The 15413-nt window shown below is 72.3% G+C and carries 14 protein-coding genes; 8 read left to right on the top strand and 6 right to left on the bottom strand.

The window, feature by feature from the left end; genetic code table 11:
* Positions 1-91: 91 nt before the first annotated feature.
* A complete protein-coding gene (locus tag ACZ4TR_RS07900; protein WP_465286250.1) occupies positions 92-385 on the bottom strand; it encodes a DUF1330 domain-containing protein in 294 nt (97 codons plus the stop codon).
* Positions 386-440: 55 nt separating this feature from the next.
* On the bottom strand, positions 441-1523 hold the full coding sequence (gene ychF, locus ACZ4TR_RS07895) for a redox-regulated ATPase YchF (RefSeq protein WP_285476466.1): 1083 nt from the start codon (positions 1521-1523) through the stop codon (positions 441-443).
* A 102-nt stretch (positions 1524-1625) separates the two neighbouring features.
* On the opposite strand from ychF, the gene ACZ4TR_RS07890 reads away from it, so the two are divergent.
* Complete coding sequence (locus tag ACZ4TR_RS07890) at positions 1626-3017, top strand: bifunctional transcriptional activator/DNA repair enzyme AdaA (protein ID WP_465286249.1); 1392 nt, start codon at positions 1626-1628, stop codon at positions 3015-3017.
* A 7-nt stretch (positions 3018-3024) separates the two neighbouring features.
* Here the strand turns inward: ACZ4TR_RS07890 and ACZ4TR_RS07885 are convergent, their stop codons facing one another.
* From ACZ4TR_RS07885 to ACZ4TR_RS07875, 3 genes are read right to left on the bottom strand one after another with little or no spacing between them, the layout of a single operon-like run.
* Positions 3025-3216, bottom strand: coding sequence for a DUF1737 domain-containing protein (locus tag ACZ4TR_RS07885; protein ID WP_465286248.1), 192 nt, complete (start codon positions 3214-3216; stop codon positions 3025-3027).
* A gap of 21 nt (positions 3217-3237) precedes the next feature.
* Positions 3238-6189, bottom strand: a complete 2952-nt coding sequence (locus ACZ4TR_RS07880) for an AAA family ATPase (protein ID WP_465286247.1) — start codon at positions 6187-6189, stop codon at positions 3238-3240.
* Positions 6186-7337, bottom strand: a complete 1152-nt coding sequence (locus ACZ4TR_RS07875; protein WP_465286246.1) for an exonuclease SbcCD subunit D — start codon at positions 7335-7337, stop codon at positions 6186-6188. Before ACZ4TR_RS07875 ends, ACZ4TR_RS07880 begins: the two co-directional genes overlap by 4 nt.
* Positions 7338-7563: 226 nt before the next feature.
* Here ACZ4TR_RS07875 and ACZ4TR_RS07870 point away from each other — a divergent pair, with 226 nt between their 5' ends.
* Both ACZ4TR_RS07870 and ACZ4TR_RS07865 read left to right on the top strand, forming a co-directional pair.
* On the top strand, positions 7564-8478 hold the full coding sequence (locus ACZ4TR_RS07870; RefSeq protein ID WP_284747575.1) for a DNA recombination protein RmuC: 915 nt from the start codon (positions 7564-7566) through the stop codon (positions 8476-8478).
* A 716-nt stretch (positions 8479-9194) separates the two neighbouring features.
* On the top strand, positions 9195-10118 hold the full coding sequence (locus ACZ4TR_RS07865) for a DUF6542 domain-containing protein (RefSeq protein WP_465286245.1): 924 nt from the start codon (positions 9195-9197) through the stop codon (positions 10116-10118).
* Positions 10119-10503: 385 nt separating this feature from the next.
* On the opposite strand, the gene ACZ4TR_RS07860 is transcribed toward ACZ4TR_RS07865, so the two are convergent.
* Positions 10504-11499, bottom strand: coding sequence for a 4-hydroxy-3-methylbut-2-enyl diphosphate reductase (locus ACZ4TR_RS07860; RefSeq protein WP_465286244.1), 996 nt, complete (start codon positions 11497-11499; stop codon positions 10504-10506).
* Between the two features lie 151 nt (positions 11500-11650).
* Here ACZ4TR_RS07860 and ACZ4TR_RS07855 point away from each other — a divergent pair, with 151 nt between their 5' ends.
* From ACZ4TR_RS07855 to glpX, 5 genes are all read left to right on the top strand, one after another.
* On the top strand, positions 11651-12403 hold the full coding sequence (locus ACZ4TR_RS07855) for a lipid droplet-associated protein (RefSeq protein ID WP_465286243.1): 753 nt from the start codon (positions 11651-11653) through the stop codon (positions 12401-12403).
* Positions 12400-13635, top strand: a complete 1236-nt coding sequence (xseA, locus tag ACZ4TR_RS07850) for an exodeoxyribonuclease VII large subunit (protein WP_465286242.1) — start codon at positions 12400-12402, stop codon at positions 13633-13635. The genes ACZ4TR_RS07855 and xseA overlap by 4 nt, the downstream gene beginning before the upstream one ends.
* 32 nt (positions 13636-13667) lie before the next feature.
* Positions 13668-14036 (top strand): hypothetical protein, encoded by a 369-nt coding sequence (locus ACZ4TR_RS07845; protein WP_284747646.1) that lies wholly within the window; start codon positions 13668-13670, stop codon positions 14034-14036.
* Positions 14033-14269 (top strand): exodeoxyribonuclease VII small subunit, encoded by a 237-nt coding sequence (locus tag ACZ4TR_RS07840; protein ID WP_465286241.1) that lies wholly within the window; start codon positions 14033-14035, stop codon positions 14267-14269. Before ACZ4TR_RS07845 ends, ACZ4TR_RS07840 begins: the two co-directional genes overlap by 4 nt.
* A gap of 85 nt (positions 14270-14354) precedes the next feature.
* Entirely contained in the window at positions 14355-15404 is a 1050-nt protein-coding gene (gene glpX / locus ACZ4TR_RS07835; RefSeq protein WP_364528021.1) for a class II fructose-bisphosphatase, read from the top strand.
* Positions 15405-15413: the final 9 nt, after the last annotated feature.

Below are 15413 nucleotides of genomic sequence, written 5' to 3'. Positions count from 1 at the left end.
GGCTGCATACCTACAATCACCACCGCGGACACACCGCACTCGCAGGCCAATCACCCGCCAGTCGCGTCCCCAACCTCACGGGGCAATACAGCTAGTCGACCCCGTCGATCAGCAGCAGCCGTCGATCGAGCGCCGTCGCCCTGATCTCCAGTGCGGCGGCGTACTCGTCGGAGCGGTACCAGCGCTCGGCGGTGTCGCGATCGGGAAACTCGACGACGATGATCCGCTTACCCGGCTGGGTTTCCCCTTCGAGCGCGGCCGGGATCGCGCCTCTCGCGAGGTACCGGCCGCCATGGGCTTCGATCGAAGCCGCGGCGAGTTCGCGGTAGCGCTGCGCCGGGGCTTCGTCGAGGATTTCGACCTCGGAGATCACGTAGGCAGTCACAGTTCCGAGCGTGGCAGAGCGGCTCGCGCCGAGCGTGGTGCTTCCGCTACCCGGCTCAGACGTTGAAGCGGAACTCCACCACGTCGCCGTCGGCCATGATGTAGTCCTTGCCCTCCATGCGGACCTTGCCCGCCGCCCGGGCGGCCGCCATCGAGCCCGCCGCCATCAGGTCGTCGTACGAGACGATCTCCGCCTTGATGAAGCCGCGCTCGAAGTCCGTGTGGATCACGCCCGCCGCCTGGGGGGCCGTCGCGCCCTGGGGGATCGTCCACGCGCGGGACTCCTTCGGGCCCGCCGTCAGGTACGTCTGCAGGCCGAGCGTGTGGAAACCCGCGCGGGCCAGGGAGTACAGGCCCGGCTCCGGCTGGCCGACCGACTCGAGCAGCTCGCGCACGGACTCCTCGTCGTCCAGCTCCAGCAGTTCCGCCTCGACCTTCGCGTCGAGGAACACCGCGTCCGCCGGCGCGACCAGCTTCGTCAGCTCCTCGCGGCGGGCTTCGTCGGTGAGGACGCCTTCGTCGGCGTTGAAGACGTACAGGAACGGCTTCGTCGTCAGGAGGCTGTGCTCGCGAAGCAGTTCGAGGTCGACGTCCTTCTGAGCCGAGAAGAGCGTGCGCCCGCTGTCGAGGATCTCCTTCGCCTTCTGCGCGGCCTCGAGCGCGGGCTTCGCTTCCTTCTTGGTCCGCGCTTCCTTCTCCAACCGCCAGACGGCCTTCTCGAGGGTCTGCAGGTCGGCCAGGATCAGCTCGGTGTTGATCGTCTCGATGTCGCTCAGCGGATCGATCCGGCCGTCGACGTGGATCACGTCCGGGTCGTCGAACACACGGATGACCTGGCAGATCGCGTTGGCCTCACGGATGTTCGCCAGGAACTTGTTGCCCAGCCCGGCACCCTCGGACGCGCCCTTCACGATGCCCGCGATGTCCACGAAGGACACCACGGCCGGGACGATCTTCTCCGACTTGTGCAGCTCGGCCAGCTTGTCCAGCCGGGGGTCCGGCAGCGGCACGACACCGACGTTCGGCTCGATCGTCGCGAACGGGTAGTTCGCGGCGAGCACGTCGTTGCGGGTCAGCGCGTTGAACAGGGTGGACTTGCCGACGTTGGGCAGGCCGACGATACCGAGGGTGAGGCTCACGACCCCGCAGTCTACGTGGCTACCCCGCTCGGGCCCCACGCACCCAACGCCGCGTCGGATTTCCGCCAGCGACCGCGCTGACCTGCTGGCATGCTCGAATCCATGGTCACCGAAACGCTCGCACTCTGGCGCGACGCCGACCGCTGCTACCGCGTGGTCACCGCCCGCGACCCGCGCTTCGACGGCCAGTTCATCATGGCGGTGCGCACCACCGGCATCTACTGCCGGCCGTCCTGCCCGGCCTCGACGCCGAAGGTGCAGAACGTCCGCTTCTTCCCGACGTCGGCGGCCGCGCAGGCCAACGGCTTCCGCGCCTGCCGTCGCTGCCTGCCCGACGCCGTGCCGGGCTCGCCCGACTGGAACGTGCGCGCCGACCTCGCCGCGCGGGCGATGCGCCTGATTTCGGACGGGACCGTGGAGCGCGAAGGCGTCCCGGGCCTGGCGCGACGGCTCGGCTACTCGGAACGCCAGCTCGGCCGGGTGCTGACCGCCGAACTGGGCGCCGGTCCGCTCGCGCTGGCCCGGGCGCACCGCGCGCACTCGGCCCGGCTGCTGATCGAGATGTCCGGGCTGCCGCTGACGGACGTCGCGTTCGCGGCGGGCTTCTCCAGTGTCCGGCAGTTCAACGAGACGATCCGCGAGGTGTTCGCGACGACGCCGTCGCAGCTTCGCGCCTTCGCCGCGTCACGGCGTGGACGTCAGGGCGACGTGGGTGGGACGCGCCTCAGCCTGCGGCTGCCGTTCAGGCCGCCCTTCGACGCTGTCGGGCTGCTTCGCTTCTTCGCGGCTCACGCGGTTGGAGGCGTCGAGGAAGTGACTTCGGCGTCCTACGCACGGACGTTGCGGCTTGCGCACGGCACCGGCGTCGTCCGGCTGACGCCGGAGCCGGACCACGTGCGCTGCGAGCTGCTGCTGACCGACCTGCGCGACCTCGGCAGCGCGGTCAGCCGGGTGCGCCGGCTGCTCGACCTCGACGCCGACCCGGCGGCGGTCACCCGGGTCCTCGGCGCCGATCCGGCGCTGGCGCCGGTCGTGGCGGCCGTGCCCGGGATCCGGGTCCCGGGCGCCGTCGACAGCGAAGAGCTGGTGGTTCGAGCCCTGCTCGGCGGCCAGATCCCGGCTTCGCTCGGCGAAGAGGTGCCGGGCGAGTGGGGCGTGACGCGGCTCTTCCCGGCCGCGGCCACCATCGCGGCAGCCATGCCCGAGCACGCGGGAATCGTCGCGCTGGCCGAAGGGCGCCTGGACGTGCACGTCGGCCGTGACGCGGCGGAGCTGCGCGCCGAGCTGCTCGAGTGCCCCGGCATCGACAGCGCCACCGCGGACTACGTCGTGATGCGCGTGCTCGGCGCACCGGACATCCTCCTGGCAACGGACACCGCCGCTCTGCGTGGCGCCGAAGCACTGGGCATCTCGCCGGGTTCGCTGCCGGAGCGAGCCCGGGAGTGGACGCCGTGGTGCTCCTACGCCGGGATGTACCTCCGGCGGGTCGGCTGACGCCGCGTCAGCCCTGCTCGCCGTGCCACAGCAGGGCCTGCGCGACGATCACCCGGGCACCGTCGAACGTCACGGCAGGCGAGCCGTGCAGGTGGTAGCCGAGATCGAGCGCCTCGCTGACGCGGTGGCAGAACTTCGCGTCGTCCGGGCCGGTGAGCAGGCGGTAGCGGGGCAGGTCGTCGGGCGGCTGGTCCGTCATGACCTCATCTTGTCCGAATCGTCAACCGGCGCGCACCTCCACTGTCGAGCCGCTGCGGGACTTCCGGACCCGCAGCCGCGTCGGGATGCGCTGCCGCAGCTCCTCGACGTGGGACACCAGCCCGACCACCCGGCCGCCCGCGCGGAGCTCGTCGAGGATGTTCATCACGACGTCGAGGGTCTCGGCGTCCAGCGTGCCGAAACCCTCGTCGACGAACAGCGTGTCCAGCAGCGCGCCGCCGGTTTCCCCGGCGACGACGTCGGCGAGCCCCAGCGCCAGGGCCAGCGACGCGAGGAACGACTCGCCGCCGGACAGCGTCTTCGCCGGGCGGATGGTGCCCGAGTAGTCGTCGAGCACGTCGATGCCGAGCCCGCCGCGGGTGCCGCGCGCGCCGGCCGCGTCCGAGTGCACGAACGAGTACCGCCCCTGGCTCATCGTCCGGAGCCGGTGGGTGGCGGCGACCGCCACTTCTTCGAGCCGCGCCGCGAGCACGTACGAGCGCAGCGACATCTTCCGGCTGTTCTGCCCCCGCCCGTTGACGACGTCCGCGAGCGCGCGCAGCTCGGCGTACGCCGCTTCGGCCGGTGCGAGGCCGGCGAGGGCCTTGCCCAGCAGGCCCGCCAGCCGGGTCAGCTCCTCGTGCTGCGCGGTCGCCACCCGCATCGCCGCGTACGCCGAGTCGGCACGCGCCCGCGCCAGCTGAGCGGCGTCGGCCGCCCGGCCGACGTCCGCGACGTCGTCCGGCGAGATCCCGAACAGGTCCGGCTCCGACAGCAGCGCCCGGGCCCCCGCCGCGGCGGCCTCCGCGTCGGCGATGCCCTGCTCCAGCTTCTCGATCTGCTCGTCCGGCAGCATCGCGGCGCGCGCCTTCTTCAGCGACGTGAACCCCTTCGCCTTGACCGCCGCCTCGACCAGCGCACGCTGCTGGGCGACGCGCTCGCGGGCGCCCGCGACGGCCGTCCGCGCCTCGGAGACCCGTTCGAGAGCTTCGGCCAGCCCGACCAGGTGCTTCCGCCGGGCGCCGACGTCCGCGAACTCGCCGCGCCCGGCGACGAGCCGGCGTTCGCGCTCGGCCAGCCGTTCTTCCAGGGCGCGGACGTCGGTCGTGGCTTCGGTCGCGGCCTGTTCGGCCTGCCGCCGACGTTCGGTCCGCCGCTCGAGGTCGCGTTCCAGGAGGACGACCTGCTCGCCGAGCTTCGCCTTCCCGGCCGCCTGCTGCGTCAGCGAAGCGACCGCCGCGCGGGCTTCGGCCAGCTCGGCCGTGATCGACTCGGCCGTGCGCTCGCCCAGCCGCTCCAGCAAGCCGGCCAGCCGCGCCTTCGCCTCTTCGAGCGCGACGACGACCCGCTGCCGCACCGCGTCGGCCGCCTGCTCGGCCTCCTCGGCGGCGCGTTCCTCGGCGGGGTCGACGAGTTCGACGTTCCGGTTCGCCGGCGCCGGGTGCTCGGCGGACCCGCAGACGGGGCAGGGGGCGCCGTCCGGCAGCGCGGCGGCCAGTTCGGCCGCCATCCCGTCGAGCCGCCGTTCGCGCAGGTCGAGCCGGTGCTGCCGGGCCGCCTGGTGCGTGTCGACGACCTCGCGCAGCTTCGCCTCGCCGCGCCCGACCTTCGCCCGGGCCTCGGGCAGCTCCGCCGCGTCACGCGCGAAAACTCTGAGCTCGTCCACCCGGGCGCGCGCCCCATCGAGCTTCGCCTCGGCTTCGGCCGCTTCGACGGCGTCCGCCCGCAGCTTCGCCAGCTGGCCGGGGATGGCGGCCAGCTCGGCGGTCAGCTCTTCGACCTGCTGCCCGGCCGTGACGGCGGCCAGCTTCCGGTCGTCCCGCCGCATGATGTCGAGCTGCTGCTGCTCGGCCTCGGCGACGAGCTCCGCGACCGCGCCGGCCTCTTCCCGTGCTGCGGCCGCCCGCGCCTTGAGGTCGCCGGTCGCCCGGGTGCCGAACTCCCGCAACTCCGCGCCGCGCGCCTTCTCCACCTGCTCGGCTTCGGCCAGCTCCGCCGCGCGCCTGTCCAGCAGGTCGGCTTCCACGGCGACCCCGGCGGCCCGCCGCGCGGCCGCGACTTCCCGGGCCCATTCGGCGCGTTGCGGCGCCTGTTCGGTGATCTCGACGAGCCGCAGGTGCGCGGTGCGGACCCGGCGGATCTTCTCCGCACCGGCTCGCTCCTCCTGCAGGTAGCCGTCCGCGCGCTGAGCCGCCGCGCGTGTGCGTTCTTCCTCGGCCGTGGCCTGCCCGGCGCGTTCGGCGGACATCGCCAGCACGGTGGCGACCCACTCGGCGACGCCGGTCTCGGGCGGGTCCTGCTGTGCCTCCTGCGCGTAGCGCGCCAGCAGCTCGCGCACTTTTCCTTGCTGCTGCTCGAGTTCGCGACCGCGAACTGTGCGCAGGTCGGCGAACCAGCGTTCGACGTCGGCGAAGCGCTCGGTGCCGAAGAGCCGTTCGAGCAGCTTCTCGCGCTCGGCGGTGTCCGAACGCAGGAACCGGGCGAACTCGCCCTGCGGCAGCAGCACCACCTGGAAGAACTGGGCCGCGGTCATCCCGAGCAGCCGCTCGACGGTGCGCGCGACCTCCTCGATGCGGATCAGGCCCTCCGGAGGGAGCCCGGCCGGCGCGGTGCCGACCCAGCTCAGCGACACCCGCGCCTGCTGGGTGGTCGTGCCTTCGCCGCGCCGCTTCGGCCGCTGGTACTCCGGGTTGCGCACGATCTTGAGCCGGTGGCCCTGCACGGTGAGCTCGAGCGCGACTTCGGTGACCTGATCAAGCTCGGCCAGGTCGCAGCGCAGCCGCTTGGCCTCGTTGCGGGCGCCGGGAACCACGCCGAACAACGCGAACGCGATCGCGTCGAGCAGCGTGGTCTTGCCCGCGCCGGTTTCGCCGTGCAGGAGGAAGAGGCCGTCGGCGCCGAGCACGTCGAAGTCGACCACTTCGCGTGCGCAGTACGGCCCGAAGGCTTCGACCTCCAGCCTGTGCAGCCTCATTTCGCGAGGGCCTCCCGGTCGGCCGCTTCCAGGGCCAGGAACAGGAGCCGCTCTTCGCTTTCGGTGGGCGCGGCGCCACGGCAGTCGTCGAGGAAGCTGCGCGAGATCTCGATGTCCGACCGGCCGCGGACGGCGTCGGAGTACCGCAGCGGGGCGCCGCTGTAGCCGCCTTCGGGCTCCCACTCCAGGTGCACCGCGTGCGTGAACCGCTCGCGCAGGCGCCGCATCGCGTCCACCGGGCGGACCGGGTCGGTGACCGTGACCGACAGGAAGTGCTCGAGGAACTCGTCGTGCGCCGGCTCCGCGAGCAGGTCTTCGAGCCGGCCGCGGAGGGTGGCCAGCGGCCTCGGCACCGGTAGTTCGTGCCTACGGACTTCGGCGAGCCCACTCGCGTCCAGCTCGACCAGCAAGACGGATTTGCGTTGCCGCGCCTCGGAAAACGAGTACGCCAGCGGGCTCCCGGAGTACCGCAGGTGCTCGGCGAGCTTCTGCGGGCCGTGGAGGTGGCCGAGGGCGACGTAGTCGACGCCGTCGAAGACCGAGCCGGGCACCTGCTCGACCCCGCCGACCGCGATCGTGCGCTCCGATTCGGTCGGCTCGCCGCCGGTGACGAACGCGTGCGCCAGCACGACGGACCGGGTGCCCGGCCGGGTTCCGAGGTCCGCGCGGATCCGGCGCATGGCCTCGGTGAGCACGCCGGTGTGGCCGCGCGCCTCCGGCACGCCCAGCGCGTGGCGCGCCGGTTCCGGTTCCAGGTAAGGGATTCCGTAGACGGCGACCGGGCCGTGGCCGTCGTCCAGGAGCACCGGTTCGGCCAGCCCGCCGACGGTGGTGCGCAGGTGCAGCCCGCCCGCCGCGGCGAATTCCGCGAAGGCGCCGAGCCGCGGTGCGGAGTCGTGGTTCCCGGGCGTGACGACCAGTTGCGCACCGGCGGCGCGGATCCGCGCGACCGCCGCGGTGGCCACCCGGACGGCCTCCGCCGACGGCACCGCGCGGTCGTAGATGTCGCCTGCCACCAGGACGGCGTCGATCGCCTCGCCGGCCACGAGGTCGGCGAGGTGCCCGAGCACCGCTTCCTGTTCCGCGAGCAGATCGGCGCCGTGGAACGTGCGGCCGATGTGCCAGTCGGAGGTGTGCAGGAATCTCACGGTGGCCAAGGTACGACCCGGCCCCGACGAAAAGGCGAAGGCTCGCCGTCTCCTCACTCGAACGTGTGTACTAACACGAGAGTGCCGGTGCGGACACGCCCTGCGTGGATTCGATTTGTTCGCAGGTCAGCTACCCACAGCGACGGATCGGGTGCGGTTTTTGTCGGTGGGGTCCGCCATGATGTCTGCGCGGTCGGATCCAGGCGGCCGATTGGGAGGAGGCGAAGTGGCGACAGTGCTGACCACCGCGGCGATCGTGCTCGCGGTCCTGCTGCTGTTCGCCGTCGCGGTGCTGTGGCGGCTCTACAACGACGGGATGCGCCGGGCGGACGCGGCGGCCCGGCAGGTGGCGGCCGAGCGGGCGAAGTCGGACCAGCAGCAGCTGGCGCTGCGCCGCTACGAGGTCGCGTTCGCCTCGATCAGCGGCCGCGGCGAGCTGGGCGAGCAGGTGCTGGTGGAGACGGCGCGGGCGCTCGGGCTGCGCGAGAACCTGCACTTCACCCTGCAGACGGACGTGGGCGGCGGCGGTTCGGCGAAACCGGACATGGTGCTGCGGGTGGGCGGCGACCGCACGGTGCCGGTCGACGCGAAGGCGAGCATGGCGATCTGGGCCGAGGCGGTCGAGACCGACGACCCGGCCGAGCGGATCGACGCGTTGCGGGCGCACGTCCGGCAGGTCCGTTCCCGGGCGGCCGAGCTGGCGGGCAAGGGCTACCAGCGCTGGGCCGACGCGATCTACGGAACGATCATGTTCATCCCCTCGGACGCCGCCGTGGTCGCGGCCCTGGACACCGACCCGGAGCTGCTGCGCTGGCTCATCGACCGGCGGGTGTTCCTGTGCGGGCCGACCGGGTTCGGGGTGCTGGCGTCGGCGGCACTGTTCGCGGCGAGCGACCGGACTCTGGAGGCGGACGTCGAGCAGGTCCGAGCCGGCGCGGCGGCCGCCCACCGAGCGGCGGGCGGCGCGGTGGACGCACTGAACCTGTCGAGCACGCACCTCCAACGGTTCCTGTCGGCGCGACGCCGGGAGCTGGAGGCGTTGGAGACGTTCCGGGCAACGGTGGCCCCGCTGACGGACGCGGCGGGCAGCCCGGCGCAGGTTCCCCAGGTCCGGAAGGGAGACGAACTGGCGGCAAGCTGAGTGCGCCGGCGTGGGACTGCCGGTGGGAGGCTGGACGGCAGCGAAGGGCGGGTCCGGCAGCAACGGGTGGTCCGGCGGGAAAGGCCTGGTCCTGCCGCAATGGGCAGCCTTGCCGCGGCGGGCAGTTCGGCCCCGAGGCGCGTCCGGCGGCAACGGGTTGGCCGACGGCAAGGGGTGGTCCAGCCGCAAGGCGCAATCCGGCTGCGACGGGTCGTCCGGCCGTAAGGCGTAGCCCGGACCGCAGCGGTGGTCCGTCGGCGGAGTGCTCGCGCGTCGGTCCGGCTGCGACGGCGGCCGTATGGGCGCTCCGCAGCGCCGCCGGATGATGCCCGCGGTCGATGCCCACCGGACCGGCAGTCCGCCGGGCCCGGGCCCTCCTCCGCCCGGAGACGACCGCCCACCGACGAGCTGTGAACCGACCTGGTCACAATCGTGGGCCTCGGGGACCGGCTGCGGTCGATGCGTCCGCCGGATCCGGGTCCTCTGGCAGCCGTTCCGCCGAACCGGCACCACGACTCCCCGGCAAGCCCCCGACCTGCGACGACTCGCGCACTCCCGCCACGGAAAGGAGACAAACCGGAACCGGCGGCAAAGGACTGGACCACATCACAGCAGCACCCGGCGGGCCACTCGGGTCACGCCGCCGGGTGGCGATACACCCACGTCGGCGGCGGTGCTGGCAAGATCTTCACAACCACGAGATACGGTGTTGTGCTGTGACCGCGATTCGCGATCGCCAGAGCGATCCAGATGCCGACGACGTCCCCGTACCGTGGGACGAGCGTCCTGTCGTCGGTTCGAGGCGCGGGCTTCCGTGGTGGGCGGCAGTGCTCGTCGGCTTCGGCCTGGCGATCGTGGGTGCCCTCATCGGCAAGCCGACCCAGGGCAACATCCCGCTGATCTTCACCGTCTGCTACATCGGCGGGGCCGTCATCGCGGTCTGCGCGGTGCGGCGCCGGGGCCTGTTCGGGCCGATGGTGATGCCGCCGCTCGTGCTGGCCGTGACCGTGCCCGGCGTGATCCTGCTGACCTCGGGATCCCAGGGCGACGACATGCTGTCCAAGGCCCTGAACATCGGCACCCCGCTGATCAACGGCTTCCCGACCATGGCGATCACCACCGGCATCACGCTGTTGATCGGGTTCGTCCGCATGTACCGCGAACGCGACCCGGAGGCCCCGAAGAAGGGCAAGGCGGCCACCCGCCGCCCCGCGGACGAGGACGACGAGAAGCCGTCGACGCGCGCTGCGGCGACGTCGGCCGGGGGCCGTCCGCGGCCGCCCGGGTCGAACCGCACCGGCCAGACCCCGCTGCCCCAGGGCGCGCGCCGCGGCCGGGACGGCGAACCGCCCCGTCGCCCGCGCCCGCCCGCGGACGGCGAACGCCGGACCCCGCGCGCCGGCGCCCCGGCCGAACGCGAACGCGACCGCGACCGCGGCGCACGCAAGCCACCACCGGCCGGCCGCCGCACACCGCCCCCGGCGGAGAGCGACCCCCGCCGACGCAGCGGCGACGCCCCACGCCGACGCCCGCGCCCGCCCGCGGAAGACGGCCGCGACACGCCCCCGCCCCGCCGCCCGTCCGGCGGGCGAGGTGCCCCACCGCGCCGGAACCGTCCCTGGGACGAAGAAGAGCGCTGACGACCACCGGAAAGGCGGTCACCTTCCGCGGAAGGTGACCGCCTTTCCGCGATTCGAGGGCACGTGATCGCCGACGGAACTCGCATGGTCGAAGACCGAACTCGCCTGATCAGAGCCGCAACTCGCGTGCGCGAAGACCGCACTCGCGTGACCGCGAGCGGAACACGCGTGACCGAAGACCGCACTCGCGCAACTGCGAGCGAAACTCGCGTGGTCGAAGGCCGAACTCGCCTGATCAGAGCCGCAACTCGCGTGCGCGAAGACCGCACTCGCGTGACTACGAGCGGAACTCGCGTGATCGACGACCGCACTCCGCCGCCGCAGTCCCCCAACGCAGTTCGGCGGCGAGCCGCACCCGCGACCCACCGCCGAACCGACGTAAACCTCAGACCTTCCGAAGCTCCTTCGGCGGCGCGAAGGTGATCTTCTCGTTCGCCGTCGTCACCTCGTCGACGTCGCCGTAACCCCGCTCGGCCAGCCAAGCGAGCAGGTCCATGACCAGCTCGTCCGGCACCGACGCCCCCGAGGTGACACCCACCGTCGTCACGCCGGAAAGCCACGCCTCGTCGACCTCGTGCGCGAAGTCGACCAGGTACGACGCCCGCGCCCCCGCCTTCAGGGCCACCTCGACCAGGCGCTTCGAGTTGGACGAGTTCGTCGACCCGACCACCAGGACCAGGTCGCACTCCGCCGCCATCGCCTTGACCGCGACCTGGCGGTTCGTCGTCGCGTAGCAGATGTCGTCGCTCGGCGGGTCCGCCAAGCCCGGGAAGCGCTCGCGGAGCTGGTCGACGCGCTCCATCGTCTCGTCGACCGACAGCGTCGTCTGGGACAGCCAGATCACCTTCGACGGGTCGCGTACCTCGACCTTGTCGACGTCTTCGGCCTTGTCGACCAGCTGGACCTTGTCCGGTGCCTCGCCGGCCGTGCCCTCGACCTCTTCGTGGCCTTCGTGACCGATCAGCAGGATGTCGTAGTCGTCCTTCGCGAACCGGTTGACCTCCTTGTGCACCTTCGTCACCAGGGGGCAGGTCGCGTCGATCGTGCGCAGGTTCCGGTCGGCGGCCTCCGCGTGCACCATCGGCGAGACGCCGTGGGCGGAAAACACCACGAGCGCGCCCTCGGGCACCTCGGACGTCTCGTCGACGAAGATCGCGCCGCGCTCGCGCAGCGTGTCGACCACGTGCCGGTTGTGCACGATCTCCTTGCGGACGTACACCGGCGCGCCGTAGACCTCGAGGGCCTTCTCGACGGCGATCACCGCGCGGTCGACGCCGGCGCAGTAACCACGGGGCTTGGCGAGCAGCACCCGCTTGCCGGAAGCGGTGCCGGTGATCGTCGGGGTACCCGCGGGCTCGATTCCGGGACTCGCTGAACTCATGCCACCCAGGGTACGGGCAGCCCGGCAGCGAACTCGAAGTCCCTTTCGGGTGAGCTTCGTCCCTCTACCGTGCTGTGCGCGGGGTCACGCATTGCGCCTGAACCCACTCGTTCGGTTGGGCAGGATGGCGTAAATACGGCAGGCTGGACGCATGAAGCCATTCCCGCTCCCCCTCCGGGTCGCCGCGGGCCTCGCCGTCTCCACCGCCGAGCGGGTTCGTGAGCTTCCCCGGCAGCTCGCCGGGCTCCCGGTGACCGTGGTCAGCCAGGTGCTGCAGGCCTCCATGCGCGTCCAGCAGCACGTCACCGAGCTCGCGATCAAGGGCGACAACGCCCTGTCGAGCCTGCGCCCCGTCGAAGACACGCCCAGCTGGGCGACCTTCGACGAGGACCTTCCGTCCGACGCCCCGCCCGCACGGCCGGCCCCCGCGCCCGTCGCCGACGTTCCCGAGCCGCGCTCGGAGATCAACGGTCACATTCCGTCAGCGGCCGAACTCGAAGCGGAACTGGGCGATCCGTGGGCCGAAGAGGAACGCGCGCTCGCCGAAGACCACGCCGACGGCGAGAACGACGCCCAGGAAGACGCCCCGGAACGCCCCCACGAAGACGACACCAAGCCGAAGCCGGGCACGCCCAAGGTCGACAAGAAGACCAAGAGCGAGACTCCCCGGACCAGCGCCGGCGGGTACGACGGCCCGGCCGGGCTGACCGGCTACGACCAGCTCACCCTGCCGCAGCTGCGGGCCCGCCTGCGCCAGCTCTCGATCGCCCAGCTCGAGACGATCCTCGAGTACGAGCGCGCGCACGCCGACCGCTCGTCCTTCACCGGGATGCTGTCGCGCCGGATCGCCAACGCCCGCAAGGCCGAACAGGCCGGGGAAGACGGCCAAGAGAACGGCCAGTGACCGAAACCGAAGCGAGCACCGCCGAAAAGCCGTGGCCGGTGCGCACGGTCGCGCGCAAGATCGGCGACTGGGTCCACCGGCTCGGCAGCGTCTGGGTCGAAGGCCAGGTCACGCAGGTCAACTCCCGGCCGAACACGCAGACCGCGTTCCTGACGTTGCGCGACCCGTCGGCGGACGTCTCGATGTCGGTGACCTGCCCGAACTGGCTGATCCGCGAGATGGAACCGCCGCTGCGCGAGGGCGCGAGCGTCGTGGTGCACGCGAAGCCGTCGTTCTTCTTCGGCCGGGGCACGCTCAGCCTGCGCGCCGATCAGATCCGCGCGGTCGGCATCGGTGAGCTGCTGGCCCGCATCGAGCGCCTCAAGAAGCTGCTGACCGCCGAAGGGCTCTTCTCGGCGCAGCGCAAGCGGCCGATCCCGTTCCTGCCCCGAGGCGTCGGGCTGATCACCGGCCGCGCGTCGGCGGCCGAGCGGGACGTCCTGGTCAACGCCCAGACGCGGTGGCCGCACGTCCGGTTCAAGGTCCTCAACACCGCCGTGCAGGGCTCGCAGGCGGTGCCGCAGGTCATGCGCGCGCTGCGCATCCTGGACGCCGACCCCGACATCGACGTCATCGTGATCGCCCGCGGCGGCGGCAGCGTCGAGGACCTGCTGCCGTTCTCCGACGAGGCGCTCTGCCGCGCGGTCTCGGCCGCGGGGACGCCGGTGGTCAGCGCCATCGGGCACGAGCCCGACACCCCGCTGCTCGACTACGTCGCCGACCTGCGCTGCTCGACGCCGACCGACGCGAGCAAGCGGATCGTGCCGGACCACCGCGAGGAGACCGAGCGGGTCCGGCAGATGCGCGACCGCGGGCGCCGCGCCCTCCACGGCTGGGTCGACACGCAGGCGCGCCTGCTGACGCAGCTGCGCAGCCGCCCGTCGCTGGCCGACCCGCTCGGCCCGGTCCAGCGGCGCCAGGACGACGTCGACGTCCACCGTGAACGCGCGCGCCGCGCCATGCTGACGCTGCTCGCCAAGGACCAGGCGGAGCTCGCGAGCGCGCGGGCCCGGCTGACCGCGCTCGGCCCGGCCGCGACGCTGGCCCGCGGCTACGCGGTCGTGCAGTTCCTCGATTCCGAAGGCAACCTCCAGGTACTCCGCTCCGTCTCCGAAGTCGAGGCCGGTGCCCAGCTGCGCGTGCGCGTGGGTGACGGCGCGATCGGCGCGGTGGCGGAAGGAGCACTGGAGTGACGCTGAAGGCGGCGACGTTCCTCCCCCTCACCATGGACGCGGCCCGGCGCCTGGGCGCGCGGCCCCTGCTGGACCAGGCGATGCGCACGGACCGGGCGGCCGCCGAGTGCTGGACGGCGCTGCTCGCCGGCTGCGGTGGCGCCGCCCGCCGCGAGCTGGGGCCGCAGCTGCGCCGGCTGTCCGAAGCGACGTCGACGCAGGTCGGCTCGCGCTGGTGGTTCGCCGAGGGCGCCGGGCACCGCAAGCGGGTCGCGGGCGCGCAGGAGAACCTCGAAGAGGCGATCGCGGAGGGTGACGGGCAGGAGTTCGCGCTGGCGTTCGTCGGGTACGACCACGCCATGGCCAGCGCGGTAGTGTGCGCGCACAGCCCAAGCCGGAAGGTCGGAGAACGCCCAGCGTGAGTGAAGCAGCCAGCGAGGAACTCGGCTACGAGCAGGCCCGGGACCGCCTCGTCGAGGTCGTCCGCGAGCTCGAAGCCGGCGGCCTGTCCCTCGAGCAGTCGCTCGCGCTGTGGGAGAAGGGCGAGAAGCTCGCGAAGCTCTGTGAGCGCCATCTCGAAGGCGCCCGCGAACGCATCGAGGCCGCTCTGGCGTCCGTAGAGTCTTCGGAGGACGAAACCGGCGACGGTCAGTGACGTTTGCCATGCCTTCGGCATCGGGAAATTCGGCGGGTATCTGACAGACTGTTGACCCGCCAGTTCCACGATCCGGGAGGCAATGATGTCCACCGCAGAGAGTCGTCGTGAAGCGCCCGACCGCAACCTCGCGATGGAACTGGTCCGGGTGACCGAGGCCGCCGCGATGGCGGCGGGCCGCTGGGTCGGCCGCGGCGACAAGATCGGCGGCGACGGCGCGGCGGTCGACGCGATGCGCCAGCTGGTGTCGACGGTGTCGATGCGCGGGGTCGTGGTGATCGGCGAGGGCGAAAAAGACGAAGCGCCCATGCTGTTCAACGGCGAAGAGGTCGGCAACGGCGACGGGCCGGACTGCGACGTCGCGGTCGACCCGGTCGACGGCACCACGCTGATGGCCAAGGGCATGCCCAACGCCCTCGCGGTGCTCGCGGTCGCCGAGCGCGGCGCGATGTTCGACCCGTCCGCGGTGTTCTACATGGAGAAGCTGGCCGTCGGGCCGGACGCGGCGGGCAAGGTCGAGCTCGGCGCGCCGATCGCGGAGAACATCCGGCGCGTCGCCAAGGCGAAGAACAGCAGCATCGGTGACGTCACCGTGTGCGTCCTCGACCGCCCGCGCCACGAGCAGATCATCAAGGAGATCCGGGACGCCGGCGCGCGGATCCGGTTCATCTCCGACGGCGACGTCGCGGGCGCGATCGCCGCGGCCCGCCCCACCACCGGCGTCGACATGCTGATCGGCATCGGCGGCACCCCCGAGGGCATCATCGCGGCCTGCGCGATGAAGTGCCTCGGCGGCGAGCTGCAGGGCCGGCTGTGGCCGAAGGACGACGCCGAGCGCGAGAAGGCCCTCGCCGCCGGCCACGACCTCGACCGCGTGCTGCTGAACGACGACCTCGTGCGTGGCGACAACGTCTTCTTCTGCGCGACCGGCGTCACCGACGGCGACCTGCTGCGCGGCGTCCACTACCGCGAGGGCGGCGCGACGACGCAGTCCATCGTGATGCGGTCCAAGTCCGGGACCGTCAGAATGATCGACGGCTACCACCGGCTGAACAAGCTGCGGGCGTACTCCTCCGTCAACTTCGACGGCCACCTGGACGCGCCCGACGACGACGTCGTTCCCCCGCTGCCGTAGAAGGAGTTC

Source organism: Amycolatopsis sp. NPDC028719 (genome assembly GCF_055565395.1).
This window is presented reverse-complemented; position numbering and strand designations above follow the sequence as displayed.

What these genes read in the sequence shown, in the direction of transcription:
- glpX (WP_364528021.1), top strand. Translation starts at nt 14,355, where the DNA reads ATGTCCACCGCAGAGAGTCGTCGTGAAGCGCCCGACCGCAACCTCGCG.
- ACZ4TR_RS07880 (WP_465286247.1), bottom strand. Translation starts at nt 6,189, where the DNA reads ATGAGGCTGCACAGGCTGGAGGTCGAAGCCTTCGGGCCGTACTGCGCA.
- ACZ4TR_RS07885 (WP_465286248.1), bottom strand. Translation starts at nt 3,216, where the DNA reads ATGACGGACCAGCCGCCCGACGACCTGCCCCGCTACCGCCTGCTCACC.
- ACZ4TR_RS07860 (WP_465286244.1), bottom strand. Translation starts at nt 11,499, where the DNA reads ATGAGTTCAGCGAGTCCCGGAATCGAGCCCGCGGGTACCCCGACGATC.
- ACZ4TR_RS07855 (WP_465286243.1), top strand. Translation starts at nt 11,651, where the DNA reads ATGAAGCCATTCCCGCTCCCCCTCCGGGTCGCCGCGGGCCTCGCCGTC.
- ACZ4TR_RS07845 (WP_284747646.1), top strand. Translation starts at nt 13,668, where the DNA reads ATGGACGCGGCCCGGCGCCTGGGCGCGCGGCCCCTGCTGGACCAGGCG.
- ACZ4TR_RS07890 (WP_465286249.1), top strand. Translation starts at nt 1,626, where the DNA reads ATGGTCACCGAAACGCTCGCACTCTGGCGCGACGCCGACCGCTGCTAC.